At 69.4% G+C, this 25,553-nt stretch carries 19 protein-coding genes and 1 pseudogene; 8 read left to right on the forward strand and 12 right to left on the reverse strand.

Features of this window, described 5'->3' with window-relative positions; translation table 11 throughout:
* Positions 1-36 precede the first annotated feature (36 nt).
* Positions 37-204 (reverse strand): hypothetical protein, encoded by a 168-nt coding sequence (locus ACRX5W_RS05275; protein WP_436786701.1) that lies wholly within the window; start codon positions 202-204, stop codon positions 37-39.
* 266 nt (positions 205-470) lie between these two features.
* Between ACRX5W_RS05275 and ACRX5W_RS05280 the strand changes: the two genes are divergently transcribed.
* A complete protein-coding gene (locus ACRX5W_RS05280; protein ID WP_436786702.1) occupies positions 471-1,952 on the forward strand; it encodes a hypothetical protein in 1,482 nt (493 codons plus the stop codon).
* Positions 1,953-1,985: 33 nt separating this feature from the next.
* Here the strand turns inward: ACRX5W_RS05280 and ACRX5W_RS05285 are convergent, their stop codons facing one another.
* From ACRX5W_RS05285 to ACRX5W_RS05295, 3 genes are all read right to left on the reverse strand, one after another.
* Positions 1,986-2,372, reverse strand: a complete 387-nt coding sequence (locus ACRX5W_RS05285; RefSeq protein WP_436786703.1) for a hypothetical protein — start codon at positions 2,370-2,372, stop codon at positions 1,986-1,988.
* 58 nt (positions 2,373-2,430) lie between these two features.
* Positions 2,431-3,408 (reverse strand): NADP-dependent oxidoreductase, encoded by a 978-nt coding sequence (locus ACRX5W_RS05290; protein WP_436786704.1) that lies wholly within the window; start codon positions 3,406-3,408, stop codon positions 2,431-2,433.
* Between the two features lie 82 nt (positions 3,409-3,490).
* Positions 3,491-6,364, reverse strand: coding sequence for an AAA family ATPase (locus tag ACRX5W_RS05295; RefSeq protein WP_436786705.1), 2,874 nt, complete (start codon positions 6,362-6,364; stop codon positions 3,491-3,493).
* Positions 6,365-6,737: 373 nt separating this feature from the next.
* On the opposite strand from ACRX5W_RS05295, the gene ACRX5W_RS05300 reads away from it, so the two are divergent.
* Together ACRX5W_RS05300 and ACRX5W_RS05305 are read left to right on the forward strand one after the other, a co-directional pair.
* Positions 6,738-7,646, forward strand: coding sequence for a phosphotransferase enzyme family protein (locus ACRX5W_RS05300; protein ID WP_436786706.1), 909 nt, complete (start codon positions 6,738-6,740; stop codon positions 7,644-7,646).
* Positions 7,647-7,745: 99 nt separating this feature from the next.
* Complete coding sequence (locus ACRX5W_RS05305) at positions 7,746-8,138, forward strand: DUF4180 domain-containing protein (RefSeq protein ID WP_436786707.1); 393 nt, start codon at positions 7,746-7,748, stop codon at positions 8,136-8,138.
* Here ACRX5W_RS05305 and ACRX5W_RS05310 read toward each other — a convergent pair.
* The gene (locus ACRX5W_RS05310) at positions 8,120-8,425 is read right to left on the reverse strand and encodes a YciI family protein (protein WP_436786708.1); all 306 of its coding nucleotides are present in this window, start codon (positions 8,423-8,425) and stop codon (positions 8,120-8,122) included. The two genes, ACRX5W_RS05305 and ACRX5W_RS05310, sit on opposite strands and share 19 nt — an antisense overlap.
* Before the next feature lie 132 nt (positions 8,426-8,557).
* On the opposite strand from ACRX5W_RS05310, the pseudogene ACRX5W_RS05315 reads away from it, so the two are divergent.
* Positions 8,558-9,202 (forward strand): annotated as a pseudogene (locus ACRX5W_RS05315) (dienelactone hydrolase family protein); the annotation flags it as partial.
* A gap of 79 nt (positions 9,203-9,281) precedes the next feature.
* Here ACRX5W_RS05315 and ACRX5W_RS05320 read toward each other — a convergent pair.
* Both ACRX5W_RS05320 and ACRX5W_RS05325 read right to left on the reverse strand, forming a co-directional pair.
* Positions 9,282-12,212 carry a SpoIIE family protein phosphatase gene (locus tag ACRX5W_RS05320; RefSeq protein WP_436786709.1) on the reverse strand — a complete coding sequence of 977 codons (2,931 nt, stop codon included), beginning with the start codon at positions 12,210-12,212 and terminating at the stop codon, positions 9,282-9,284.
* 1,220 nt (positions 12,213-13,432) lie between these two features.
* Positions 13,433-14,401 carry a hypothetical protein gene (locus ACRX5W_RS05325; RefSeq protein WP_436786710.1) on the reverse strand — a complete coding sequence of 323 codons (969 nt, stop codon included), beginning with the start codon at positions 14,399-14,401 and terminating at the stop codon, positions 13,433-13,435.
* 180 nt (positions 14,402-14,581) lie between these two features.
* On the opposite strand from ACRX5W_RS05325, the gene ACRX5W_RS05330 reads away from it, so the two are divergent.
* Positions 14,582-17,710, forward strand: coding sequence for an NACHT domain-containing protein (locus ACRX5W_RS05330; protein ID WP_436786711.1), 3,129 nt, complete (start codon positions 14,582-14,584; stop codon positions 17,708-17,710).
* Positions 17,711-17,714: 4 nt separating this feature from the next.
* On the opposite strand, the gene ACRX5W_RS05335 is transcribed toward ACRX5W_RS05330, so the two are convergent.
* The 5 genes from ACRX5W_RS05335 to ACRX5W_RS05355 all read right to left on the reverse strand — a co-directional run bounded on the left by ACRX5W_RS05335 (position 17,715) and on the right by ACRX5W_RS05355 (position 20,584).
* Entirely contained in the window at positions 17,715-17,915 is a 201-nt protein-coding gene (locus ACRX5W_RS05335) for a DUF397 domain-containing protein (protein ID WP_436786792.1), read from the reverse strand.
* Positions 17,916-17,920: 5 nt separating this feature from the next.
* On the reverse strand, positions 17,921-18,571 hold the full coding sequence (locus ACRX5W_RS05340) for a DUF5753 domain-containing protein (RefSeq protein WP_436786712.1): 651 nt from the start codon (positions 18,569-18,571) through the stop codon (positions 17,921-17,923).
* 304 nt (positions 18,572-18,875) lie between these two features.
* On the reverse strand, positions 18,876-19,697 hold the full coding sequence (locus ACRX5W_RS05345; RefSeq protein ID WP_436786713.1) for an alpha/beta fold hydrolase: 822 nt from the start codon (positions 19,695-19,697) through the stop codon (positions 18,876-18,878).
* A gap of 142 nt (positions 19,698-19,839) precedes the next feature.
* Complete coding sequence (locus ACRX5W_RS05350) at positions 19,840-20,199, reverse strand: VOC family protein (protein ID WP_436786714.1); 360 nt, start codon at positions 20,197-20,199, stop codon at positions 19,840-19,842.
* Between the two features lie 16 nt (positions 20,200-20,215).
* On the reverse strand, positions 20,216-20,584 hold the full coding sequence (locus ACRX5W_RS05355) for a DUF4259 domain-containing protein (protein ID WP_436786715.1): 369 nt from the start codon (positions 20,582-20,584) through the stop codon (positions 20,216-20,218).
* A gap of 275 nt (positions 20,585-20,859) precedes the next feature.
* On the opposite strand from ACRX5W_RS05355, the gene metG reads away from it, so the two are divergent.
* The 3 genes from metG to ACRX5W_RS05370 all read left to right on the forward strand — a co-directional run bounded on the left by metG (position 20,860) and on the right by ACRX5W_RS05370 (position 25,261).
* Entirely contained in the window at positions 20,860-22,584 is a 1,725-nt protein-coding gene (gene metG, locus ACRX5W_RS05360; RefSeq protein WP_436786716.1) for a methionine--tRNA ligase, read from the forward strand.
* 858 nt (positions 22,585-23,442) lie between these two features.
* Complete coding sequence (locus ACRX5W_RS05365) at positions 23,443-24,546, forward strand: trypsin-like serine peptidase (protein ID WP_436786717.1); 1,104 nt, start codon at positions 23,443-23,445, stop codon at positions 24,544-24,546.
* A 457-nt stretch (positions 24,547-25,003) separates the two neighbouring features.
* Complete coding sequence (locus ACRX5W_RS05370; protein WP_436786718.1) at positions 25,004-25,261, forward strand: hypothetical protein; 258 nt, start codon at positions 25,004-25,006, stop codon at positions 25,259-25,261.
* Positions 25,262-25,553: the final 292 nt, after the last annotated feature.

Here is a 25,553-nt window from a genome sequence, read left to right on the forward strand (position 1 = left end):
TTCCTTCATTGCCCGGGGTCTGTCGCGGCCGCGACCTCAGGCCACGCGTCGCAGGGCGGCCGTCACGCGCGACGTCGCGACGGACTTCGCGTACCGACGGCGGCGGGCGATTATCGCGAGCAGCGGGCCGTTGGTGGTGGGCGAGCCGAAGGCGGTCGTGGGGCGCGGGGCGGCAGCGGTGCGAGGGGTGGTCGCAGTGGTCATGGCGTTCTCGATTCGGCCGGTGACCGTTCCTGGGGGGAGCGGCGCTGACCTGTCCGAGACTAGGCGTACGCCCCGACATCGGGCGTCCGCCGCAGGTCGGCCATTTCCGGGCCTTCGACGGGGGGTCTTTCGGGCGCGCGGCTACTCCTTGAGAAGGAGAGCGGGGCTACTCCGACTCAGGGAGGACCCCGAGCTTGAACCCTCGCAGCGGTGCCGGTAAGTGTGGTCGCCGATGCGTTCGAACGCCTGGAACAGGGGAGTCCGCCATGTCGTTGGATCCGCGTACGCCGGTGCTCGTGGGGGTCGCCGCCCTACAGCAGCGGGTCGACGTGCCGGGCGGGGGCCAGGACGCGGTCCGGCTGATGGTGCGTGCGGCGGAGGCGGCGGGGCGCGACACCGGGGCGTCGGCCGAGGGCAAGATGCTCGCGGCTCTCGACCGCGTGCTGGTGCCGCGCGGCATGTGGGGCCCGGGTGACCCCGGCCGGGTGATCGCGCAGCGGTTCGGGGCCGGCGAGGCGCGCACGTTGGTCGCCGAACTCGGTGTGCTGCAACAGACGTTGCTGACACACGCGGAGACGCTGATCGCGGCGGGCGACGCCGATGTGGTGCTGGTGGCGGGTGCCGAAGCCGCGTACCGGGAGCGGCGGTTGCACGGGACGGGACGGCCCTCTCTCGTCCCGCCGCTGCCGTCCACACCGCCCGACCGTGTGCTCAGCCCGGTCGGCGACATCCTGCACCCGCTGGAGATCGAACGCGGACTCACGCTCCCCGTCCGGCAGTACGCCGCGCTGGAGACGGCGCTCCGGTTCGCCGAGGGCCTGTCGGTGGACGAACACGCCACCCGAGTCGCGCAGTTGTGGTCGCGCTTCTCCGACTGCGCGGTCGACAACCCTGATGCCTGGCAGCGGACTGCGGCGCCCCCGGAGGCGATTGCCGAAGTATCGCCGACGAACCCGATGATGGCCCGCCCCTACACGCGCGCCCACTGCTCGCGGGCGGGCGTCGACCAGGCCGCGGCGCTGCTCCTGTGTTCGGCGGAGGCCGCCGAGCGGTACGGCGTGCCCCGCGACCGCTGGGTGTTCCCGTGTGCCGCGGCCGAATCGAACCAGATGGTGCCGTTGGTCGCCCGCGCGCAGTTGCACCGGTCGCCGGGCTTTGCCGCGGTTGGGTCGTGGCTCGCGGCGTACACCAAGGTCGCGGCGGCGGACGCGACATACATCGACCTCTACAGCTGCTTCCCTTCCGCGGTGCGCGTCCAGATCGCCGAACTGGGGCTCGGGGACCGCGAGGACCTGACCGTGACCGGCGGAATGTCGTTCGCGGGCGGCCCCTTGAACAGCTACGCGCTGCACGCGACGGTCACGATGGCCAAGAGGTTGCGCGCCGGCGACCCGGCCGCGACCGGCCTGGTGACCTGTATCTCGGGCATGGTCACCAAGCAGGCCGGGGCGATGTGGTCCGCGACTCCGCCCGCGACGCCGTTCCACGGCGAGGACTTGTCGGCGCGAACCGCCGAAGCGGCGGTCGTCTGCGAAGTCACCGACGACTACCGGGGGTTGGGCGCGGTCGACGGATACACGGTGGTGCCGGGCGCCGAGCAACCGCCGTCCGTGGTCGCCGTCGTCGCGGTGCCCGGGGGCAGGCGTACCGTGGCCCGCACCTCGGCCCCGGACGTCGTGGCCGCGTTCTGTGACGGTGAGTGGGTGGGCAGGCATGTCCACGTCGACGGCGCGGAGTTGGCGTTGTAGAGGTCGCGACCGTCCGGCGGAGCCGTGATGTCGTCAAGAGGCGTCGGCTGGTTCGCCCGTAGGGGAGTCCGGTGCGGGCCCGGGGCCGACCTCGCGGACCAGGCGGTACCTCGGTGCGCCGCTCATGCGCGGCTCCGCCGTACCTGACAGACCGTCAAGCGCGGCATGGATGGCGGCCATCCGGCTCTCGGTGTCCGAAGTCTCCTCGAAATGACGGTAGTCCGCCTCGGTGGCCCAGCTCACGATGTTGTAGACGCGCGTCCCGTCGGTGCTCGCGAGGAACCGCGCCGAGCGGTACCCGGGGTAGAAGCGCACCCAGCGTTCCTGGATCGCCGCGAACGCCTCGACCAACTCGGTCTGTGTCGCGGCGCCGTCCACGGTGTAGTCGATGATCGAGTAGAAGCCGTTGTCGGCGGTCATGCCGAAGTCTCCTTGTGCGTAGGGGTGTGCGTCGGGGGGTTTCGAGGTCCGGCGGGGGTCACGGAACGAGCAGGACGACCTTGCCGCGCCCGTGGCCGATGGCGACCTCGCGCTGCGCGTCGGCGGCGCGGGCGAGCGGGTAGGTGCGGCGTACGTGCACCTTCAGGACGCCCCGCTCGTACAGTTCCGCGGCGGCGGCGAGGCGGGCGATGTGCCGCAGCGACCCGTCGGTGGTCCGAATGCCGCCTTCCGTCGCGCGGTGGTGGTCGACGAGCGTGATGACCCTTGCCGCGTCCGCGACTTCGAGGGCCGCGTCGAGACTCGCTCCGCCGGCGCCGTCGATCACCGCGTCGACCCGGTGGACGCCGTCGGGGAGCGCCGCTCGGATACGTTCGGCGGTCCCGTCACCGTACGCGACCGGGATCGCGCCGAGTTCGCGCAGGTAGTCGTGATTGTCGGGGCGGGCGGTCCCGATGACGGTGGCTCCGAGTTCGCGGGCGAGCTGCACCGCGATGGTGCCGACGTTGCCTGCCGCCGCATTGACCAGGACGACGTCGCCTTTGCCGACTCCCAGCATCTCCAAGGCGATCGAGGACGTCTGCGTACCGGAGTTGAGCCCACCCGCGACCTCCCAGGGCATTGCGGCGGGCTTCACCGCCACGTGCTCGACCGGCACGACGATGTGTTCGGCGTACGCGTTGAGTACCGAGAACCCCAGCACTTCGGCACCCACCCCGATCGCGGCGCCCAGCGGGTTCGCCGTGACGCCGTCGCCGACCGCGTCGACGACACCCGCGAACTCGTTGCCGGGGATGCGGGGGAACGGCACCGGCCCGGTCAGGTACGCCGGCACCCAGCCCTGCACGATCGAGATGTCGAACGGCTGCACACCCGCGGCCTTCACCCGCACGCGGACCTCGCCCGGGCCGGGCTCCGGCGTGCGGATGTCGGCCGGACGCAGGACCTCGGGGCCGCCGGGCTCGTGGAAGAGCGCTGCCTTGCTGGTGTTTCCCCTGATACGGGTGCCGTTGCCCATCGCGATCTCCTGCTTCGTTGCGTGGCGCGATTGCGCTGGTCACGAAGCTATGCGGAGGGCTTTGGGGGGCGAATCCGTAGAACTACCGTAGTTCCGGGAGGTCGAGCTTCACGAGCTCGCGGCGCGAGCTGACGCCCAGCTTCGGGTACGCCTTGTAGAGGTGGTATTCGACGGTTCGGCGGCTCAGGAACAGCCGCGTGGCGATCTCCTGGTTGCCGGCTCCGGTGGCGGCGAGGCGCACCACGTGGAGCTCCTGCGTCGTGAGGCTGTCGAGAGCGGACGCCGGGATGCGTGCCTCATGGCTGTCTCCCTCGCCGGCCGCGCGAAGCTCCGCGCGGGCCCGTGCGGCCCACGGAACCGCACCTAGGCGAGTGAACCGTGCTTCGGCTGACCGGAGTTGCCCCCGCGCGTCGACCCGTCGGCGGGCCCGGCGCAGCCATTCGCCGTACAGAAGTTCGGTACGCGCGAACTCGAACGGGCGGCCGGCTACCGCGTGGTGGTCCAACGCCGAGACGAACAGGTATTCCAAGACGGTCTCGTCGGCCCCCTTACGGTCGAAGTCCGGCAGGGCCCGGCAGCGTGCGGCCACGGCCTTGAGCCACGGGACCGGGGCCGCGTCGGCCCAGGCGAGGAACCGCTCCAGGGGCTTCGCCGCGCGTTCCGACCGGCCGGCGCGGACCGCCGCCTCGACCAGGTCGGGAATCGCGAAGACCGCGGGCGCAGCCCCGGGCGACTCGGGACCGTCGACGACCGCTTCAAGATGCGCCAGGGCTTCCTCGTGGTTCCCGAGACCGAGTTCCAGCAGGCCGAGCGCGGGACTCCCGGTCAGCTCGGGGTGTGCGTCCGTGATGGCGCGGCAGCGTTCGGCGTCTCCGGCGATTGCCGCGACGCGCAGTGCCACGGCGTGCAGGTCGGCGAGCACATGGGTCTGGCCGACGTCCGCGGCGAACGCGACAGCTTCGGCAACGGTCGCCTCCGCCTCGCGGTGTCTTCCCTGGCCGAGTCGGGCGTGCGCGAGCCCCGCGAGCACGTCGGGCAGGGCGCTCACGGTGCCGTACGCCCGGCACCGCGTCGACTCCGCCTCGCCGAGGTCGGCGGCGGCTTCGTCGTCACCGATGATGCGGGCGCAGTGCGCGGCGAACATGCGGATGATGAGGGAGGACGCGGGGGTGGTGCGTTCGTGGGCGATGAACTCGGTGAGCGACGACATCGCGGCGGCGCTGCCCGGCGTCGTGGCGTTGCCGGGCGTGCACGCGGTAGCGGGCGTGTATGCGGTACCGGGCGCCGTCGGGAACCGGCCGTCCGAGGAGGTTCCCAACCGGCCCTGGGCTCCGACGCGGCTCAGGGCGGCGAGGCCGCGGATCGCCGCACCCACCCGGGATCCCGGGACGCAGCGTCCCGCGAGCGCAGCCGCCCGCCCGAGGGCGGTTTCGTCGCCGGAGAACCACGCGTAACCCGCCGCGATGGCCAAAAGCGTGGCTGCGAGGCCGGTTTCGGGTGCGGCCGTGAACCCAGGGGCCCCGGTGTCCGCGCTCACCAGCCCTTCGGCTCCCGTGACCAGCAGGTTCGCCGCACGGCGAGGGTGTCCGCGGAAGTTCTCGGCGGTGCCGTCGATCATCGCCAACGCCGCCCGCAGCGCGGGATCGTCGGTCAACCCTGCGGCCGATGCGGAGAGTTCGGTCGCCCGGCCGGTGTCCCCGGCGACGATCGCGGTCTGCGCGGCGCGGGTCAGCAGTCTGGCGCGGTGGGCTTGTTCGGGGTGCAGGCGGGCTGCGAGCGCGTACGCCTCCGCGGGTCCTCCGCCCCGCACCCACGCGTTGTCGGCGGCCTGCTCCATCGCCGCCGACACGTCGGCGTCCGGACCCGTCGCGGCGAGCGCCCGATGCCAGGTCGCGGCCAACACGCTTGCGCCGCCAGTGCTTTCGGACGACGTGGAGAGCGCGTCGCCGAGTGCCCGGTGGGCGTTGACGCGGTCGGTGACCGACGCGTCCTGGTAGGCGGCGGAGCGGATCAGGGGGTGCCGGAAGGCGTACGAGGATCCTTCGACGACCAACACGCGTGCGCGTACGGCGGTGTCGAGGTCGGCCAGGTCGCATCCGAGACTCCGTGCGGCCGACATCAGCGTGCCGACGTCGCCGCTCCGATCGGCTGCCGCGACGACAAGCAACCTTGACGCGGTGTCCGGGAGTTCCGCGAGCCTTCGGCGAAAAGTCGCCGTCACCGCGGCGGAGGCCCGCAGGGCGGTCGGGGCGACGTCGGTGACGGCCGTCTCACCGAGCCCGGCCGCGAGTTCGCGCAAGGCGAGCGGGTTCCCGGCCGACTCCGCGACGACGCGGTCCCGGGCGCCGGGGCCGAGCGCGGGGGAGTGCGCCTCGACCACGGCACGTGCTTCGGCGGCGTCCAGCGCACCAGGCGTCAGCACGCGAATGCCGGGCAGCCCGGTCGCCGCGCCTTCCTCCTCGTCGCGCGCCGCGAAGACGACCGCCACGCGCTCCGCGGTGAGACGACGGGCGGCGAACGCGAGCGAGGCCGACGAGGGGCCGTCCAGCCACTGCGTGTCGTCGACGAGACACAGCACCGGTGTCTTCTCGGCGACTTCGCCCAGAAGCGTGAGCAGGCCGAGGCCGACGAGGAAACGAGTGTCCTCCGATGCCGGCAGCGCGAGCCCGAATGCTCCACGCAGCGCGTCGGCCTGGGGGCCGGGCAGTCGGGGAATTCGGTCGAGGACGGGGGCCAGCAGCATGTGCAGCGCGGTGAACGGCAGGCCTGCCTCGGACTCGATGCCGGTGGTACGCAGGATTCGAAAATCCTCCGCGCGTTCGCCCGCGGCCCGGAGCAGCGCGGTCTTGCCGATGCCGGGCGGGCCCGAGAACACGAGGGCCCCACCGTGTCCGTCACGAGCCGCGTCGATCAGGCCCCCGAGCGCGGTCAACTCGCGATCGCGTCCGAAAAGCATCGGTCGAGCGTAGCCTGCCGTGTGGCGCGGGCCGGCGCATGCCGACCGCGTGAGACGGACGCAGCGGCAGGCAGGTGGCGGCAAAGCGGGAGAAAAGGACCAACCCCAGGCCCTCTTCTCCCGCGCTCCATGATTCAACTTCCTTGACTGATACACAAGTTGCTGTCTGCATCGGTTCCCGTCCGCTGTCTGCATCGGTTCCTGTCCGCCGGGGCGGTTTCGACGCCCGTTCCGCCGCGCCGAAGCGCCGGTGGCGGTTCGCGTCGCCGGCCCACGGCACCGGCTTCCGCAGCCCGCGTACTCCGGTACGCGGGCGAATCGTTCCGGCCATCCGCGCTGTGTCCCCCGTCCGCGGGCTGGGTAGTTTCGCGGCATGCGCGACGAAACGGAGACGAGAGTGCCGTTCACCGCAGAACAGGCCAAGGACGCCCTGCACACCGCGTGCGCCGACGTCGGGCTCAAGTCCGCCGGTGCGGAGTTGGTGCGCCTCGGCGAGAACGCCGTTTTTCGGCTCGGGGATCCCGTGATCGTCCGCGTGGCGCGGCCGTCCACGGCGTTGAGCGAGGTCGCGCGCACGGCCGCCGTGGCCCGCTGGCTCGCGGACACCGGATATCCGGCCGCCCGTCTCGTTCCGGACATCGCGCAGCCCGTGGTCGTGGCGGGGTCGGCGGTGACTTTTTGGACCCGGGCGGCCGAGACCGACCGGTTCGCGAGCCCCGGCCAACTCGGCGAACTACTGTGCCGGCTGCACGCCTTGGAGGCGCCGCCGAGCCTGTCGCTGCCCATCACCGACGCGCTGGGCAGTGTGTTCCGGCGCCTGCCCCTGCTGCACGGGCTGTCCGCGGGCGACCGCGACTTCCTGCGCGATCGCGCGTACCGGCTCCAAGATCTCTACGACGACCTGGACTTCGCACTGCCGTTCGGCGTGATCCACGGTGACGCGCACGTCAAGAACGCCCTCAACGACCGGCACGGCCGGGCCCACTTGATCGACCTCGACGACGTCGCGGAAGGCCCCCGCGAGTGGGACCTCACCGTGACCTCGCTCTACGCCGACCGGTTCGGGTGGCACACGCGGGCCGAGTATGACGAATTCGCCCAGGCGTACGGCTTCGATGTCACCACATGGGACGGCTACCCGGTCCTGGCTGACATCCACGAGCTCATGATGGTCGCGTGGCTCGCCCAGACCGCCGTGCACAGCGCGGCGGCGGGTGAAGTGTCGCGGCGGATCGCCGACCTGCGGTCCGGCGCGGTCCGGCGAGCCTGGCGTCCCTTCTGAACGGCCGCCGGGACAATCCGGTTGCCGTCGGTCGCCGCAGCGTTCGATGATCAGGGCGGATCAGACCCTGCCGACCGCCCCGAACGGAGCACCGACGCCATGTCCGAAACCCTCGAAGTGATCGACGGCACCGCGGTATTGCTGTGCTCGACCGAGGGTGACGCGGTGCGCGGCGAACGCGACGCGAGCGACCTGATCGGCAACGCCTTCCACCTGGACGCCGCGTGGGTCGCGCTGCCGGTCGAACGCCTTGCCGACGACTTCTTCGAGCTGCGTACGCGCGTGGCGGGCGACATCACGCAGAAGTTCGTCAACTACCGCATCGGCCTCGCGGTGATCGGCGACATCACCGAACGCACCGCCGCGAGCGCCTCGCTGCGCGACTTCGTCCGGGAGGCCAACCAGGGACGGCATCTGTGGTTCCTGCCGGACCTGGACGCGCTGCGTACGCGACTGACCACGAAAGCGGGCGGTCACACTGCGTCGACCTGAAACGACGGACCGACCCGGCACGGCTTGATCTCGATCTCGCGCCACACGTCGCCGACGACATACGGTTCCTGCGCCAGCCACGCGTCCAGTTCCGCGCGCGACGCGTAGTCCACCACCAGCATCGACCCGATCATGCGGCCCTCGTCGTCGAGGATCGCCGTCCCGAAAAGGTGCCGGCCGGCCGCGGCCATCTCGTCCCCGAGCCTCAGGTGCGCCTCCCGCACCCGCAGTCGGCGGTCAAGCGCGCCGTCGTCCTTACCGTCGTACGCGATCACCAGGTACTGCACGGCCGTCCTCCGAGGCTGGGCTGCGATTGCGCGTACCAGTATGGAGCCGAACGCCTGTCCGTCCGGTTTTCCCGTCCACCGCGCGGTCGCACACACTGGAAGAGGGCCCCTGACCCGTCGAACCAGGAGGCGGCTGTGCATTCCACGGAAACGGCGATTGACCTCGGGCCCGTCCGGCTGCCTGGAGACCTCACCACACCCGACGACGCCATCGGGTTCGTGGTCTTCGCACACGGCAGCGGGAGCAGCAGGCACAGTCCGCGCAACCGTGCGGTTGCGTCCCGGCTGAACAGCGCCGGCCTGGCCACGGTGCTCTTCGACCTGCTGACACTCCACGAGGAGACCGACCGCGGCCGGGTCTTCGACATCCCGCTGCTGGCAGACCGGCTCCTCGGCGTCGTCGAATGGCTGCGCAAGCTGCCCCAGGTCGGCGACTGCCCCATCGGCTGTTTCGGCGCGAGCACGGGAGGGGGCGCGGCGCTGTGGGCCGCCGCGGAGCCGACGGCCGGCATCTCCGCGGTCGTCTCCCGCGGTGGCCGCCCCGACCTGGCCGCCGACCGCCTCCCCGCAGTGGAGGCTCCGACCCTGCTCATCGTCGGGGGAGACGACCGCCAGGTCCTCGAACTGAACCGCGCGGCACTCGACCGGCTGCGCTGCCCCAAGCGCCTCAGCGTCGTCCCCGGCGCGACACACCTGTTCGAGGAGCCGGGCGCCCTCGCGACGGTCGCGGACGAGGCCGCGGAGTGGTTCCTCGAACACTTCCGGGCGCCCGGCTGACGCGATCAGTCCACAGCGTTCGGCCGGTACGCCACTGCGTTCAGTTGGTACGCCACAGGGGGTAGCCGGTACGCCTTCCTCAGCCGACCACGGACTCCTCCGCCTGCGGTGTGCGGAGACGAGCCCAAATGCACTTGCCGTCCTCGGCGTACCGCGCGCCCCACTGCTCCGCCATCATCGCGACCAGTTGCAGGCCGCGACCGAACTCGTCGTCGAAGCTGGGGTGGCGCACGCGCGGAGTGGCCTCGGAGCCGTCGTAGACCTCGCACACCAGCACGCCGTTCAGGTACAGCAGCCGCAGCCGGATCACGCCCGCGTTGTCGTCCGCGACGTCCGCGCCGAGCCCGACGGCGTGGCGCACCGTGTTTCCGATGAGCTCGCTGACGATCAGCGTCGTCGCGTCCACGAGGTCCTGGAGCCGCCACGCGGCCAACTGCGCGGACGTGAGATCGCGCCCGCGCCCCGCCGACTCCGCCGCCCACGGCAGGTCCCACTGTGCGACGCGGTCGTGGGAGACACGGTCGATGCCGAGCACCAGCAGCGCCGCGTCGTCACGCCGTGTGTCGGACGGCAGCTCCGCCGTGACCACGTCGCACAGCCCCTCCAACCAGGCCGCGCGCTCGGTCCGCCGAACAGGCAGGGGCGCCTCCCCGGTGTGGCGGGAGATCGCATCCGTCAGGCGGGTCGTGTCGGGCGCCTCCGAACCCAGGAGGCCGTTGGTGTAGAAGACCAGGACGCTGTTTCGTTCGAGGGCGATCTCGGTGACCTCGGCGGGCACCTGAGCCAGGCCCAGTGGCGGACCAGCGGCCACGTCGAGCTGCCGGGGCTCCGCGCCGGGCGGCAGGGCGATCGGTGCGGGGTGGCCGGCGCTGGCCATCGTGCACAGGCCCGACGTGGCGTCGTAGACCGCGAACAGGCAGGTCGCGTACACCGCCGAGCCGTTCGTGCCCATGCCCAGACGGCCGACGACGTCGTTGAGGTGGGCCATGAGCTCGTCCACGGGCAGGTCCAAGGCGGCGACCGCGAGCACCGCGTGCCGGATGATGCCCATGGTGATGGCCTGTTCGAAGCCGTGGCCCAGTACGTCGCCGATGACGGCCAGAACACGCCCGCCCGGCAGGGGAACGACGTCGTACCAGTCGCCACCGACCTCCTGCCCCTTGGCGGTTCGGTACCGCGCGGCGGTCTGCACCGTGGACAGCTCGGGCAGGCCGCCCGGCAGAAGCTCCTGTTGGAGGCGCTCCGCGCGGTGCCGCGCCTCCTCGTACAGCCTGGCGTTCTCCACCGCCTGGGCGATCAGCGTGGCCAGGGTCGTCAGCAGTGCCGGGTCATCCGGTGCGAAACCGCCCGGCGACGCCCACCCGATGACACACGAGCCGATCGGACGCCCCCCGACGGTCAGCGGCAGCGCGGCCCACGAGCGTTTGCCGCCGAGTCGTGCCAGGGACAGCAGTTCGGGGCGCCGCCGCGCGGAGGCCTCGGTTGACGCGACAAACCGCGGCTGGGTGACAAGGACGAACTCCGACCGCGCGTACGGACTTTGCCGCAGGTGCTCCAGGAACTCGGCGGAGTAGCCCGTCTGTCCGAGCAACCGCGGACTCGGGCCGGTCAGGTCGTGCAGCAGCAGGCCCTGCGCCCCGAACAACGGCGGCAGATGCTCGGTGACCACCGTCACCACGTCGCCCGTCGCGAGCGCGCCGACCAGCGCGGCGTTGAACTCCGCGATCCTGCGTACGCGTTCGGCCGCCGCCCGCTCGGCACGACGCCGGTCGGTGATGTCCGCCAGCTGCACAGCCACGAAACCCTCGACCGCCACCGCCCTGACCAGGTGGAAGGCGTGCGCTCCCTGCGGATCACCCGGGGCCGCGGCCTCCAGCTCCGAGGTGGCCGCCGACCCCGGCGCCGCGCGCGCCCGCGCGAACAACTCGGGCAGGCCCTGGCCGCGCAGCCGGGGAACGGCCTCCCACAGGACGACGCCGTCGACTTCCACGCCCTCCACGGCCGCGAGTTCATGGGCCGCCTTGTTGGCCCACTGCACCCGGTCGTCGGCGGCCACCACGTGGATCGGGTCCGGGTGCGACTCCAGGAGGCCGACCAGCCAGTCCAGCTTGCCGCGCCGGGTCGTGACGTCCCACGCGGTGCCGAACATGCGTGTGGGTGCGCCCTGTTCGTCGTACTCGAAGGTGCCGCGCAGCTCCAGCCAGCTCACCCGGTCGTCGTCGCCGACCACCCGGTATTCGACGGCGTACTGGTCACCGGTCGAGAGCGAATACTCGATCGCCTCCTGGACGCCGGGGCGGTCGTCGGGGTGGATGCGTGCCATCCACGTCTCGATCCGCCGGTCCCAGCGGTCCGGGTCCAGCCCCGCCGCGCGCAGCAGCGCGTCCGTCGCACCGTCGATGTCGAGCAGTCCCGTCGCGAGGTCCCAACTCCACGTCCCCACCGCGACCTGCTGTATCACCTCCGTGCGCTCCGCCAGCGGCTCCTGCCACCACGGCGCCGTACCGCTGTGCCAGCGCCGGGCGTTGCGCAGGCGCAGGCCGACCAGCGCGGCGAGACGGACCAGGAACTCCAGCCGGTCCGGGGCCGGTTGCTCGCCGGCGAGCACCGACAGGACACCGACCGGGTATCCGTCGACGGTGATCGGCGCCGACGCCATGCCGACGCCTTCCCAGGCCGGCGGCAGCCCTTCGCCGACGACCGACTCCGGGAGCGCGTCCGACCAGGCCGCCCCCTCGTCCCGGAGCGCACGGTCGTACGCGGTGTCCCCGCCGCACGCCAGCAACTCCCACGGGCGGGCGATCCGCGTCGGCAGACCCGTCACCGCCGCAAGCCGCAACGTGTCCGCCTCACGCCCCTGCACATGCACGAGCCCCGCGAACCCGCCGACCGCGGCGAGCGCCTGCTGAACCGCGAGGCGCAGCACATCCGTTTCACTCAACCCCTCGGCATCGGCCAGCAGGCCCAGGCGCAAGGCATCCGAACGGCCCGCCGAGTCCGCGCCGCGCAACTCCCCTTCCTCCCGGGCCTCGGCCCCGCGGGATCCCGACGCGGCCCGAGGTGGTTCCGGCGGCAACGGGTGCGGCCGACCGCTCTCACCGGGACGCCCCGGGACTCCCGACCGCGCCCAGGGAGCGCCTTCGGGCGACTCCCCATCGGACGGCGCCGAATGGCCCCGCGGCTGCTCCTCCGGGCGGTCCGATGTGCGCGGACGCGAGCCGTGAAGGCCGCCCCACACGGCAGACCCTTCCCCCCCGCCGACAGGCCCCGTCCCGATACAGCCGTCGCCCGGCGACTGAGACCTTCCGTCCGACACGCCCTGCCTCCCAGAAACCCGTCCACACAGGGAATGGCCCACTGTCTGCCCGCAAAAACCGCAACCACGCTGCGAACAGCCCGCCCACACGCCCCCCGACGCGAACGAGCGACCACTCCCATCAACCGGCATTGCCACTCGTTCTACCAGCTCAACGCATCACTCGCCCCCAACTCCCGAGGAGCCCCCGCCCACGAGTGATCAGTCTCCGGCCCACCGCCTGACCTGCCGAGACAGAAAATCCCCAACAACTTGCACGCGGCCGGGGACCGGAAAACCCAACCCGCTCCGGCGCCTTCCCACGATCAGCCGTCAGCGCGGCGGTACCCACCCACCGCGCAGTGTCCCGCGCCGGTCCGATTCTTCCCGCGAGGAGCCGACCTCGCGCCGAAGAGCAACCCGCTGGACGCCTCAGCCTTCACGGTTCGAACTGGCTGACACCGTAAGAGAGTTGTACATCCACGCAGCCTTACGGACCTTTGCCGCCTTCGTCGGCCTCCAGGTGGCTTCCCCGTGGCAATGCGCCGCCGGTCATCGACTTCCGATCGCCGGAGCCCCAACAGCGGGACCAGAAGTGGGACGACGAGCGCACCAGGGCCCTGCTCGCCACGATGACGCTGAATCATCAGCTCGGCGTGGTCCTGACACTGCAAACCGGCAGGCCGACGGCTACGCCGCAACGCGCCGACCAGCGCGGCAGAATCGCCATCGCCGGCCACCAACCGTGCCATCTGCGCCCCGAGGTTCGGACGCCGCATCATCATCAACCGCCGGATCTCCCGGCAGCGGTGGCACACCAAGACTGTCGCTGCGCATGGCTCCCCCGTGAAGTCGCGCTTTCGGGGGACTCCAGCAACGGCCTCGATTGTTTCGATATGCGCAGGTCTCGGCCACGCCGAACGGGCAGACAGGCTTCAGCGAGCGCGCTGCACAATCAGCGACGGCGCGTCGAGGCATACCCGGCGCGGCCCGGCAAGGATCGCGCGGAGAGTCCGGATCACCCGCGCAGGATCGCTCCGCAACTGTCGCGGCAGCACGGACACCACCATCAACCCGGCAGCCTGCGTGCGCTGTGCCCGCTCCGCGGTGCGCAGCCGGTCGGCCCCGAACGCGTGATGCGTGGCGGAGTCCACCTCGACGGCCACCCCCTCCTCCTCCCACAACCCATCCGGCGAGCAGAGAAAGGCGCCGTCGGCCATATACACCCGCGGATTCCACAACGGCTCACGCAACTCCGACGCGAGTACCGCCCGCCGCAACTCACCCTCAGGCAACGACCTTACGCCCGCCCCCACTTCGTCGAGCACCGCGTCAAGCCGCCGCCGATTCCGCCGCGCGGCCTGCGCGCACTCGGCTCGCAGCGACTCCACATCACACAGCCGCCGCTGCACAGCGGCCAGCGCCGCCGACCGTGCGTGCTCCTCGTCGACGGCAGCGCGGCACGCGTCCACCACCGCCCGCGCGTACGGCGCCGTCGGGGGAACGCGCAGGCGCTGCGCTTCCGGCAGACGCGAGGTGCGCTCGTACCGCATGCCGGGCAAGCGTTCGACCTTGCTGGTGTGCGCGACGAGAACGTGGACATCGCGCGGGTAGCGAACGTGCGGAACGTTCGCGAGTTCCAACGCCGTGAAGCCCGTGACGAGCGCCCCCGGCCCCGCGTGCAGCACCGCGGCCATCGCGAGTTGGCGTCGGGAGGGCGCACCGCTGTCGACTATCACCACCTTGGGCGCGAGCCGTCGCCATTTCCCTTGCCGCACACGACGTAAGCGCACGTCATCCGCGATGCCGGCCCGCCGATGCTGCGCGATGGTGACCAGCCCACATTGTCGCGAGGCGATCAGCGCGAGCCATGCGGGATCGCGGTCGGGAGCGGGCGGCGACATGCGGACCATGAGCCAACGGTACGTTCGCGCCGCCCGGCGTCGTGCCGCCTGTCACTCGTGTGGGTGGGGGCCATGTTGACATCCGGAAATCCCGCGCCGGAAGCGGGATTACCAGATCTCAACGCCGCCCCCGGCGCGAACATAAGGTGACCGGCGGGAAGTTGGGGAGTTGGGGGAGACATGGACGCGGCGGTGGCGGCGCGGGTGGGGGCGGTGCTCGTCTCCGTGATGGGGAGGGTGCGGGCGCCTCGGGCGGGCGCGCACCTGGTGGAGGATCCCGCGCGGGTGGGCGGGCGGTCGCGGCGCGAGGAGGTCGTGGACGCGCGGGATTTGGCGCGCTTGGCGGAGGCGCTGACGCTGCGGCTGAGTGATGCCGAGGCGCGCTACGCGGGGCTTGAGCCGGCGGTGGGGGAGCGCGTTGTCGCCGAGGTGGCGGTGGTGCTCGGTGAGCGCGTGACGATGGACGACGTGCAGGCGGCGTACGGGGATGCGGGCCGGCTGCGGCGGTTGCTGAGTGAGCGGAATGCCCCGGCGGGGCGGGTGCCGTTGGGCGGGGACGCGGAGGAGTTGTACGACGCGCTGGTGGATGTGTGCTGCGCGCAGGTGGTGGAGCACTTCACGGGGCGGGAGTGGTATTCGGTCCGGACGTTGACGGAGGTTGCGCGGGGGATCGGGGACTTGCTCGACCGGGTGCCGGATGTGCGGGAGACCGATCGGCGGTTCGAGGAGCGGTACGCGAAGGGGCTGCGGGCGTCGCTCGACAAGGCGGAAGTCTTGGGCGTGGTGCAGATCGACCAGGCGAGTTCGTACACGTTGACGACGGCGTACGTGACGCTGGATGTGGAGGCGGTGGGGCCGGAGCGGGAGCGCGACGTGCTTATGCCGGACGGGAGTTCGATATGGGCGCGGGTGTCGGGCAACGGCTCGTTGGAGTCGGTGCTGGGGCGTTACCCGAAAGCGGTGTTGGAAGGACCGGCCGGGGCGGGGAAGACGAGCCTGCTGCGGCGGCTGGCCGTGCACATTATTGACGGGGATCTGCCCGCGCAGTTGCTGCAGGTGTGGAAGGGATGCGTTCCGTTCTTCGTGCGGGTACGGCGGTTGTTGCGGGATGGGGAGCTCCTGCTGCCGGACGTGGGGCAACTGGTGGCGGAGAGCGGGTCGATGCTCGGGAGCGCGCAGCCTGCGGGGTGGGCGGACCGGGTGCTTGAGGCCGGGCACGCGGTGGTGTTGGTGGATGGGCTGGACGAGCTGCCGCAGCATCATCACGATGCGGTGCTGGAGTGGTTGGACCAGTTGTGTCGGGATTATCCGCGTGCGAAGTACGTGCTGACGAGTCGGCCACGGGTGCTGACGGACGCGCAGCGGCGGGTGTTGGAGGGTGCCGGGTTCGCGTCGGCGACGTTGCAGCCGATGAACCGGGCGCAGGTGGGGGAGTTCATCGAGCGGTGGCACCGGACGCAGGGGCTGGACGCGGACGAGGAGACGCGAGAACGGCTGCGGGAGTTCGGGGAGGATCTCGGCCGGTTGCTCGATACGCGACGGGATTTGGCGAGGCTGGCGACGAACCCGTTGCTGTGTGCGCTGATTTGCGCACTACATGAGCGGACGGATCAGGCGTTGCCGGAGGGCCGGATCGGGCTGTACGGCGCGGCGATGACGATGATGCTGGGGAGTCGCGAGCAGGCGAGCAAGGTGCCGGCGGCGCGGCATTTGAGGTTGTCACCGACGCAGCAGGAGACGTTGCTCGGGGCGCTGGCGTGGTGGACGACGATGAATGGTCGTCGGGATATTCCGCGTCATGTGGCGGAGGATTGTGTTGCGGAGATCCTGCCGAGGTTTCGGTTCCCGGAGAGGGGTGATGGGGAGGGCCTGCCGACTGCGGCTGAGGTGTTGCGGCACTTGGAGCGGCGGAGTGGGTTGTTGCATGAACCGCAGGTGGATTTGCTGGAGTTCAATCACGCCAGTTTCCAGGACTATCTTGCGGCGGGGGCGGCGCTGCGGGGGCATCACGAGGGGCATCTGCTGAGTCGCATTGACGACCCGCGCTATCACGATGTTCTGATCATGGCTGTCGGACGTGGGGAAGACCGTCCTGATCAGCAGTATGAACTTCTGGAAGGCTTGATCAGTCGCGCTGAAGGGCTGCGGGACGGCAAAGGCGGTGACCGACGTGCGTGGCTGCTCGCGGCGGCCTGTATCGCGGATCTCGATGTTGTCGATCCGAGGCATGTGGGACGGATCCGCAAGGCGACCGGTGAACTGATCCCGCCGCGTAATCAATCAGACGCGGTGAATCTTGCCGCTGCGGGGGAGTTCGTGCTCGACCTGCTCGGTGACTTCGTCCGTCGCAAGGAACCGAGCCCGGAGGATGCCAGATGGATTGCCGCGACGGCAGCCACACTGGGTACCGACTCCGCGATCCCACTGCTGAGATCGTTGCGCCACCAGCTCGACGGTGCTGTACGTGCCGAAGTGGTTCATGCCTGGACCAGAGTTGCTGACGTCGACGGGTACTGGCATGAAGTGGTCCAGCACATGCGCATTGATGATGTCACCGTTTGGGTGCCCAAACTGGATTTGCTGCGTCGGTACGCCGAATTGCGAGAGCGGCTTACGTATTTCGCGCTACCGTCGGGCACCACTGAGGTCCCCGTGCGTGATTTGCTGGCGCTGCCGAATCTGACCGGACTCTACACAGTAGATGCGGTTTTTTTGGATTTGGAGCAATTGTCGATGCTGACCAACCTCACATCATTGACTGTTACGCAAGCACCGGTGTCGGATCTGCGGCCGTTGTCGCGGCTGACCAACCTCACCGATCTGATGCTTAAAAAAGCGAATGTGTCAGACGTGACGCCGCTGGCTGAGCTGACCGATCTCACCTTTTTGGTCCTCGACGGGACAACGGTGGCAGATGTGACGCCGTTGGCGGAACTGACGAACCTCACGCATCTGTCGCTCGGTGGCGCGGCTGTCTCCAATCTGGAGCCTTTGGCGGCGCTGGCCAATCTGAAATATCTGTACCTCGGCGGCACGAATGTGTCAGATGTAGCACCGTTGGCGGGACTGACTGAGCTCACCACTCTGGTTCTCGGCGGTACGAACGTCTCGGATCTGACGCCCTTGGCGGGCCTCTCGAAGCTCACCGAATTGTTTCTAAATCGCACGAAAGTCAGCGACTTGACGCCGCTGTCGGGCTTGGCCGATTTGGTCTTGCTAGACGTCGACGAAACCTCGGTTTCGGACTTCAGCCCGGTCGAGCACTTGAGCCGACTCCGCATCGTGAAGCCGGGTAGTCGGCGTGAGTAGTGCTTTATGAGACGTGCATGACGAAGGCCTGCCACGCGTCACGCGTGAAGCTGAGGACCGGCCCGGCCGGGCGCTTGGAGTCGCGGACAGGGGTGAGGGTGGGGAGGTTGGTGGCGACTTCGACGCACTCGTTGTTGCCACCGCTGTAAGTGCTCGTGCGCCACTCCGCGCCGGAGACGTCAGGTGTGTGGTGGCTGGTGTCTATCACGTCTATTGCTCCTCGGCCCTGCGCTGCATCAGGTCCCGGGACTCCACGGGCGGAAGGGCAGAGGTGCGTGCGGTGTCGAAGAGGCCCTGATAGCCGGCGACTTCGGCCTCCCGCTCGAACCACATTGAGCCGAACGGGTTGTCGGCGAGCACGACGTCCAATGCTCCAACCTCGGGGAAGCCGAGGATCACGTATGGGCCGAACATATTCGCATGGGCGCCGCGCGAGAACGGCAAGACCTGGATGGTTACGTTCGAAGATTCGGACATCCTGAGCAGGTGCTGCAGTTGAGCCTTCATGACTTCCGGGCCGCCGACTTGTTGGAGCGACACGGCCTCGGAGATGACGGCCCACAGTTGTAGGGGCTCGGGGTCGGTGAGCCGGGATTGCCGCGCCATCCGGACCTGAACGAACTGTTCCATCTCCTCGCCGCTCTGCCAGAGCTTTGATGCCCCCACGACGGCGCGGGCGTACTGCGGCGTCTGAAGCAGTCCCGGCACCAGTTGAGGCTGAAATTTCTTGATGGTCTTGGCTGTTGCTTCCGGCGTAATGAAGTCCCGGTAGGTGCCGCGCCCGACGCAAATATCGGTTGGTGAGCGCGGCACCTGCTGCCAACTTCGCGCAGCTTCGCCGCCTTGGCCTGGCGTGATCACGCGGTATCGGATGGCTTTGCGGGAGTCGGCGCTGCGGTGCACCCGCGACCACGCGCCGCCGTTGGATCCGCATCGCGACCCACGAACGTGCCTACGTCTACGCCGGTTCCGGCGCCCAAGGCGACATGGCGTTCCGCCGAGGCGACCTCGCCCACCCGTCGGGGCAGACTCCGCAGCCGTACGCCCGAGGCTTTCTCGGCGATTTGCGACAGCACGGCTTCCACTGGCCGCGCCGCCGCCGACCCCGGCCTACGCCGTAAGGCCCCGTAAGACCACGTAAGACCAAGACCCCGCACCAACGCCGTCAGCGACCGCCCTCCGGCATGGCGTCGAGCAGCAGGTCCCAGGTCGCTGCCGGAAGTTCGTGCCCGACGCCCTCCAACGTGAGGAGTTCGGTGCCGGGGATCTCCCGGGCCAGGGCCTGGCCGTTTCCGTACGGGAAGAAGGGGTCGTCGGTGCCGTGCACGACGAGGGTCGGCGCGGTGATGTCGCCGAGGCGCTCCCGCCAGCGTTTGCCCGCTCGGGCGAACGCCAAGTTGATCATGCTGGACTGCATGTCGGTCGTGCGGTCGACGATCCGAGTCACCTGCCGCCGTGCCTCTTGTTCGTCGAATCCGCGGGACCCCGCGAACACTCGTGCGCGCTCGACGCCGTAGCCGATCACGGACTCACGGTCGGACCAGTCCGGGCCCGGGGTCTTGAAAGAAGCCATCACCCGGTCCGAGTGCTCGGGCAGGTCCGGGTCCGCCCGGCCGGGAGCCGTCGGGCGGGTATTGATCAGCGTCAGCGCCGACACGCGATCCGGATGATCGAGAGCCGCGAGTTGGCAGATCCACCCGGCCACGGAGAACCCCACCAAATGCGCCCGCGGAAGCTCGAAGGAATCCATCAGCCCGACGAGGTCGGCGACCAGGTCGCGGAGTGAGTATTCGGGGGAGCCGGCGGGATAAGCGGTCGACCGTCCGGTGTCGCGGATGTCGTAGCGCACGACGAACCGGCCGGCGTCGGCCAGCCGGCCACAGAACGCGTCCTCCCAGAACAGCCCCGAGGTGTTCGGCAACAACACCGCAGGTCGCCCCCGGTCCCCGAAGGCGCTCACACACAACTCGACGTCACCGACACCCACCAGGCGCTCCGGCGAAGGACGAACGGACGACCGCATGACGACCCCTCTGTCGATTGCATGTCTTCAGAAGAGACCGACTCCGCCGCCGGAACTCATCGGTACGCGTCCGGCGGGGAACAGCAAACGGGATTTTCCGTCGAAACTACGCGTCGGTCCTCCGGTGCCCCAGCACATTCACCACCCGCCCGTCCGGGTCCTCGACGAAGAACCGTCGTACGCCCCAAGGCTCGTCCGTCAGCGGATGCACGATGCGGTGGCCGCGTGCGACGCAGGCGGCGTGGACCGCGTCGACGTCCTGCACCTCGATGCTCACGTCGGGCGCCACCGGTGCGGTGGCGTCGCCGGTGGTCAGGGCGATCTGGGCCGACGGGTTCGACTCGGATGCGAGCGACCTGACCCACCCGTGGTCCATCACCTCCACGAGTCCGATGAGCGCGTAGAAATCGCGCGCGGCGTCGGGATCCGTGGTGGTGAAGACGGGAACGACACGGTTGACCGTCACCTGCGAACTCCTTTTGTCAGTCGGACGCCGCTGCCACCGCGAGTTGGTCGAACGTACGCACCAGCACCGCCCGGCGCTCCGCCTTGTACTGCGGCGTGGGTTCCAGCCCGTCGATCGTGGCATCCCAGACGCCCAGGAACGCGGCCTTCCACGTCTCGATCGTCGCGACGTCGGGCAGCACCGCGCCGACGAAGCCCTGTCGCGCGATGAGGTGCAGCAGTTCGAGATTGCACGGCACCGCGACGCCCCAGTACTCGTCCGGCTCGATCCGGACCGGGTCGCCCGCCATGGCCTCGGCCACCTCGGTGACGAGCCGGTCCACGACCATGGCGAGATGGTCGGCAGCGGTGTCGCTGTCGAAATTGCCCGCACCCCACGTGCCCATGCCGGGTCACTCCTCAGACAAACGCCGGTTGTCCCGCGCATCCAAACGCCTCGCACCGACAACGTGCCCGCACACGGTCGCCGGCGTACGCACCGCCCGCTATTGAGCGAAGGGGCCTGTCCCGGTTTCGGTACCATGCAATCGGCCCCCAGCGACGGGACATCACGCAGCGTGCCGGTCCGGTACCTGCCCGCATGTGCACAAGCTGTGGCTCCAGACACCCGCCCGCCACGGCACCGTCAGCGGTGTTCGCCGGAAAGTTGGAGCATTCCAGGATGACTCGACAGTTGATCACCAGCGCGCTTCCGTACATCAACGGGATCAAGCACCTGGGCAACCTGGTCGGGTCCATGCTCCCGGCGGACGTCTATGCCCGGTACCTGCGCCAGCGCGGGCAGGAGGTCCTCTACATCTGTGCGACCGACGAGCACGGTACGCCCGCCGAGCTCGCCGCGCAGGAGGCCGGGCTGCCGGTCGCGGAGTTCTGCGCGCAGCAGCACGACGCGCAGAAGGCGATCTACGAGGGCTTCGGGCTGGCGTTCGACTACTTCGGCCGCAGCTCCTCGTCGCAGAACCTCGAGATCACCCAGACCATCGCGCGCGAGCTGAAAGCCAACGGCTTCATCGAGGAGCGCGCGATCCGGCAGGTGTACTCGGTCGCCGACGGCCGGTTCCTGCCCGACCGCTACATCATCGGCACGTGCCCGCACTGCGGGTACGACAAGGCGCGCGGCGACCAGTGCGAGAACTGCACGCGCGTGCTCGACCCGACCGACCTGATCGAGCCGCGTTCGGCGATCAGCGGCAGCAGCGACCTTGAGGTGCGCGAGACCAAGCACCTGTTCCTCCTCCAGTCCAAGCTGGAGCGCGAAGTCGCCGCGTGGGTCGAGGAGCACGGCAAGGACTGGCCGGTCCTCGCCTCGTCGATCGCCCGCAAGTGGCTCACCGAAGGCCTCCAGGACCGCGCGATCACCCGCGACCTGGACTGGGGCGTGCCGGTGCCGGCCGACACGTGGCCCGAACTGGCCGCCGAGGGCAAGGTGTTCTACGTCTGGTTCGACGCGCCGATCGAATACATCGGCGCCACCAAGGAATGGTCCGACGCCGCACCCGAGGGCGAGGTCAGGGACTGGAAGTCGTGGTGGTATGACGTCGACGAGGCCGTCCGCTACACGGAGTTCATGGCCAAGGACAACGTCCCGTTCCACGCGGTGATGTTCCCGGCGACCCTCCTCGGTACCCGTGACAAGTGGAAGAAGGTCGACTTCCTCAAGGCCTTCAACTGGCTGAACTACTACGGCGGCAAGTTCTCCACCAGCCAGCGCCGCGGCGTGTTCACCGACGCCGCACTGGAGTTGCTGCCCGCGGACTACTGGCGCTACTTCCTGATGGCCCAGGCACCCGAGTCCGACGACACCAGCTTCACGTGGGAGTTGTTCACCGCGACGGTCAACAAGGACCTCGCCGACACCCTGGGCAACTTCGTCAACCGCGTGCTCTCCTTCTCCCGCAAGCGCTTCGGCGACGAGGTTCCCGCGGGGACCGAGGCCGGCGAGGCCGAACAGCGGTTGGGCGAGCAGATCGCCGAGCTGCTCGCGACGTACGAACAGCACTTGGACACCCTCCAGTTCCGCAAGGCCGCGCAGGCCCTGCGCGCACTGTGGAGCGCCGGCAACGTCTACCTTGAAGACAAGGCGCCCTGGCTCCAGATCAAGACCGACCCGGACGCCGCCGCCCTGACGCTGCGCACCGCGATGAACCTGATCCACCTGTACGCCGTGATCTCCGAGCCGTTCATCCCCTCCAGCGCCAAGTCCATGCGCGCCGCCTTCACCCTCGCCGACGACACCCGCACCTGGATCACCCCCGAGGAAGCCCGCACCCTGCCCTTCCTCCCCGCCGGCACCCCCTTCACCGTCCCCCCGGTCCTCTTCGCCAAGATCACCGACGAGGACCAGGCCGCCTACCGCGAACGCTTCGGCGGCGACGAGGCGGAGTAGCCTGCGCGACGACCGGCCTGTTCCCGGCGGATACCCGCCACGGGAACAGGCCGTTTTGTTGCACGCAACCAGCCCTTGGGGGCGGTTCGACACCCAGTCGTGCCCTTCACGCCCGTGGCTTTGAGGGTGCGGCCTGCCACGGCGATGATCTCCTCCCCGGCCGCCGCCGACCGACTCGGACCAACCCCGGACCACAAGACCGAGGCCGAGCCGTCCTTACCTGCGCCGTCTTTGCCTGTGCCGTTGACCAACTCGCCGCCTGCTCGCTCTTCCCGCAGTTTCGCCATCGCACGGCCACCGCCGCACCGCAGCCGTGGCCGTGTGCCCGCTTTTCGCCTCGGTGGCCTGGCAAACCGGCGAACCTCCCCACAGCCTGGGCGTACGACGCTGTCGACGCCCGCGAGGTACGCGCATCCCACCGCCCACAGTGCCTGAGCGCGGTCATTGCGAGCGCCCCCTGACCCTCGCCCACGTACCAGCGCTGCGTTCGCCCGTCTGCCTCAACTTCCGCGCGGTCCGCATCGACCCGCGTGTGCCACCCGCGCCGCCAACGCCCGAAGACATTCGCGGAGATGTGCACATACATGGAGCCATCGCGTTGTCGAGATCTGCAAATCCCCCACGGCACGCGGGCTTTGCACGTACCGACGGGTGGCGGTGAGCGGAGGCCGTGACGGATCCGCGAAGTTCACCCATCGGGCTGTGACGAGGTGCAACCAACCAGACCGGATGTCACGCTCAAGCTGCCAGACAGGCAATCCGCGCACGGTTCTCGGCGTTTCACTCAACGTCCACGAGCCTTTGACCGGCTCCGTGTTGGACTGATGCTCGCGGGCCTGGTTCGAACTAAGGAGCAGCATGCCGAACGATCGGCCCCAGCCTTTGGACGACATCATCGCGGAGTCGCGCCCGCCGCAAGGCGACGTACCCGCGGAGCTGAACAACCCTCGCAACTACCTCGTCTTCAGCCGCCTGCAGTCCGCTGCCGCGGTCGAGGATCCCGTCAGTGCCTTCACCGCGGACTCCGACGGAAACGTAGGGGTCAACGATCCCGAAACCGTACTGGGAATCACCGTCGGAGCCGTGGACCCGGTGACCCCGGAGGCCATCGAGGCCGAACTCGCACATAAGCGCTCAAAAGATAACAAAGTCGGTCGCGACAGTTCGTCGTACCTGCCGGATTGGGCCGCCAAGGCCGTCACGCCGCCGCTCGCTCCCGCCACTGGGCAGGACCGCATGGTGCGCCGCGACGGAACCCGGGTACGTCCGGAATGCGTGATCGATGTCGACAACCGTTCGCCGTACTACCCCAACAGTTGGCCGTTCTCGCTCGTCGGCAGACTCTTCGTTTGGTGGAACGCGGCCAGTCCGAACTGGACCAAGTCGGGTACGGCCGGTCTTCTCGGCACCCGCACGATCCTGACGGCCAGTCACATGGTGCCGTGGGGTTCGTCGAACTGGAAGGCGTTGTTCGTGCCGGCCTACTACAACGGCGCATCGCTCTTCGGTTCGTGGGCGGCGTCGTGGGTGACCAACGCCCAGGGATACAGCAACCACGCCCAAGGCGACGACATGGCCGTCATGCGTCTGGCCGCCCCACTTGGCGCCAACCTCGGCTTCTTCGGATTCCGCACATACACCAGTGCCTGGCAGGACAAAAGCGTCTGGACCCTCCCGGGCTACGCGGGAGACAAGGACGAAGCCGAACGGCCCTGGCTGCACCTGAACTTCCCGATCATCGACGACGACAACGACGGTGCCGGCGTCGAGTTGGAATACCGGGCTGACACCTCGGGCGGTGTGAGCGGTGGGCCGGTGTTCGCGTGGTTCAACGGGTCGCCTGACGTCGTCGGCACCCACTCTGGGTGCGAGGACAACGTCGGCGAACCGAAACAGAACGTCGCCGCCGGCGGCAACGCGTTGACCAACCTGCTGCACTGGGCGCGCAGCACGTGGCCGTAAGGCCCGGCCTGCCCACAAGCCTGACCACACAGTGTGCTTGAACAACGAAAAACCGTGTGTACGGTGAGCTCGGCCGTGAGCGCGTGTTCTCAGCCGAGCTCACCGCGTTGCCAGGCCCGGACCGGCACTGCGGCTTTCACCCCGGCCCCGTGCCAGGTCGTCGAGATGCACGAAGTATTACGTGCGCCGCCCCACCGCAGACGCCGACGACTGCCTCGCCTCAGTGCCGAACAGCGCTGTGTCCGCGCCCAGTTGCGATCCTGTCCAGAGCATTCGCGACTGGAAGAGGCCGTACGCGGGGACGCCGGCAATCGATGGCCTGAAACGCTCCCCGGAGCACACGGACGAGAGCCGGGCCGTACCGACCCGCACGTTCGACCGACGCCTCGCCACCGCACTGCGTGGTTGCCGCATAGCCCCCTGTATCCGGTCAAGGGATGATCAGTACTCTGTGATCATGGATGAGTTGCGGTGTACACACTGCTCAGGCACCGGCCTTGAGGTCGGTTTCATGGAGGAACAGTCGATTGTCGGCCACGTGCGGTGGGTCCCTGGCAAGTTGCAGAAGACCATCTTCGGAATAGCCTGGCGACTGGGGAAGCCGCGCTGGCGGATAGCGACGTACCGCTGTCCGTCCTGCGGCCACCTGGAGCTCTTCGCCAAGCAGAAGGACAGGCAGGGGATCCCGGAGCCTGAGCTCGTTCGCCAGCGGTGATCAGACCGTGTGGCCACGCCCCCAAGTCGGCGTGGCCACACAGCTCTTGGTGCCTCTCTCATCCACACACCGGCACCGCGAACAGCCCCGACGCGCACACTCCGCGCGCAGGCTCATGAAGTTCCGTTGTGCCAAATGTCAAGGGAGTTGCTGTCCGGCAGCCGACAGTGGACTGGCATCCCAGCGAACGCAGTGTCGGAAAGAGCCCCTACCACGACCCCAGACGCCGCTAGGATCGCGCTGATCAGGCGGCCCGCCGGGCTTTCACGCGCGCTCGCACGCGCGGGACATG

Origin of the sequence: Yinghuangia sp. YIM S10712, assembly GCF_051388935.1 — a bacterium.
GTDB lineage: Bacteria > Actinomycetota > Actinomycetes > Streptomycetales > Streptomycetaceae > Yinghuangia.

Excerpts from the sequence above, each read along its gene's own strand:
- metG (WP_436786716.1), top strand. The coding sequence starts at position 20,860 with ATGACTCGACAGTTGATCACCAGCGCGCTTCCGTACATCAACGGGATC.
- ACRX5W_RS05355 (WP_436786715.1), bottom strand. The coding sequence starts at position 20,584 with ATGGGCACGTGGGGTGCGGGCAATTTCGACAGCGACACCGCTGCCGAC.
- ACRX5W_RS05365 (WP_436786717.1), top strand. The coding sequence starts at position 23,443 with ATGCCGAACGATCGGCCCCAGCCTTTGGACGACATCATCGCGGAGTCG.
- ACRX5W_RS05325 (WP_436786710.1), bottom strand. The coding sequence starts at position 14,401 with ATGTCGCCGCCCGCTCCCGACCGCGATCCCGCATGGCTCGCGCTGATC.
- ACRX5W_RS05295 (WP_436786705.1), bottom strand. The coding sequence starts at position 6,364 with ATGCTTTTCGGACGCGATCGCGAGTTGACCGCGCTCGGGGGCCTGATC.
- ACRX5W_RS05275 (WP_436786701.1), bottom strand. The coding sequence starts at position 204 with ATGACCACTGCGACCACCCCTCGCACCGCTGCCGCCCCGCGCCCCACG.
- ACRX5W_RS05285 (WP_436786703.1), bottom strand. The coding sequence starts at position 2,372 with ATGACCGCCGACAACGGCTTCTACTCGATCATCGACTACACCGTGGAC.
- ACRX5W_RS05290 (WP_436786704.1), bottom strand. The coding sequence starts at position 3,408 with ATGGGCAACGGCACCCGTATCAGGGGAAACACCAGCAAGGCAGCGCTC.
- ACRX5W_RS05330 (WP_436786711.1), top strand. The coding sequence starts at position 14,582 with ATGGACGCGGCGGTGGCGGCGCGGGTGGGGGCGGTGCTCGTCTCCGTG.
- ACRX5W_RS05305 (WP_436786707.1), top strand. The coding sequence starts at position 7,746 with ATGTCCGAAACCCTCGAAGTGATCGACGGCACCGCGGTATTGCTGTGC.
- ACRX5W_RS05370 (WP_436786718.1), top strand. The coding sequence starts at position 25,004 with ATGGATGAGTTGCGGTGTACACACTGCTCAGGCACCGGCCTTGAGGTC.
- ACRX5W_RS05280 (WP_436786702.1), top strand. The coding sequence starts at position 471 with ATGTCGTTGGATCCGCGTACGCCGGTGCTCGTGGGGGTCGCCGCCCTA.
- ACRX5W_RS05300 (WP_436786706.1), top strand. The coding sequence starts at position 6,738 with ATGCGCGACGAAACGGAGACGAGAGTGCCGTTCACCGCAGAACAGGCC.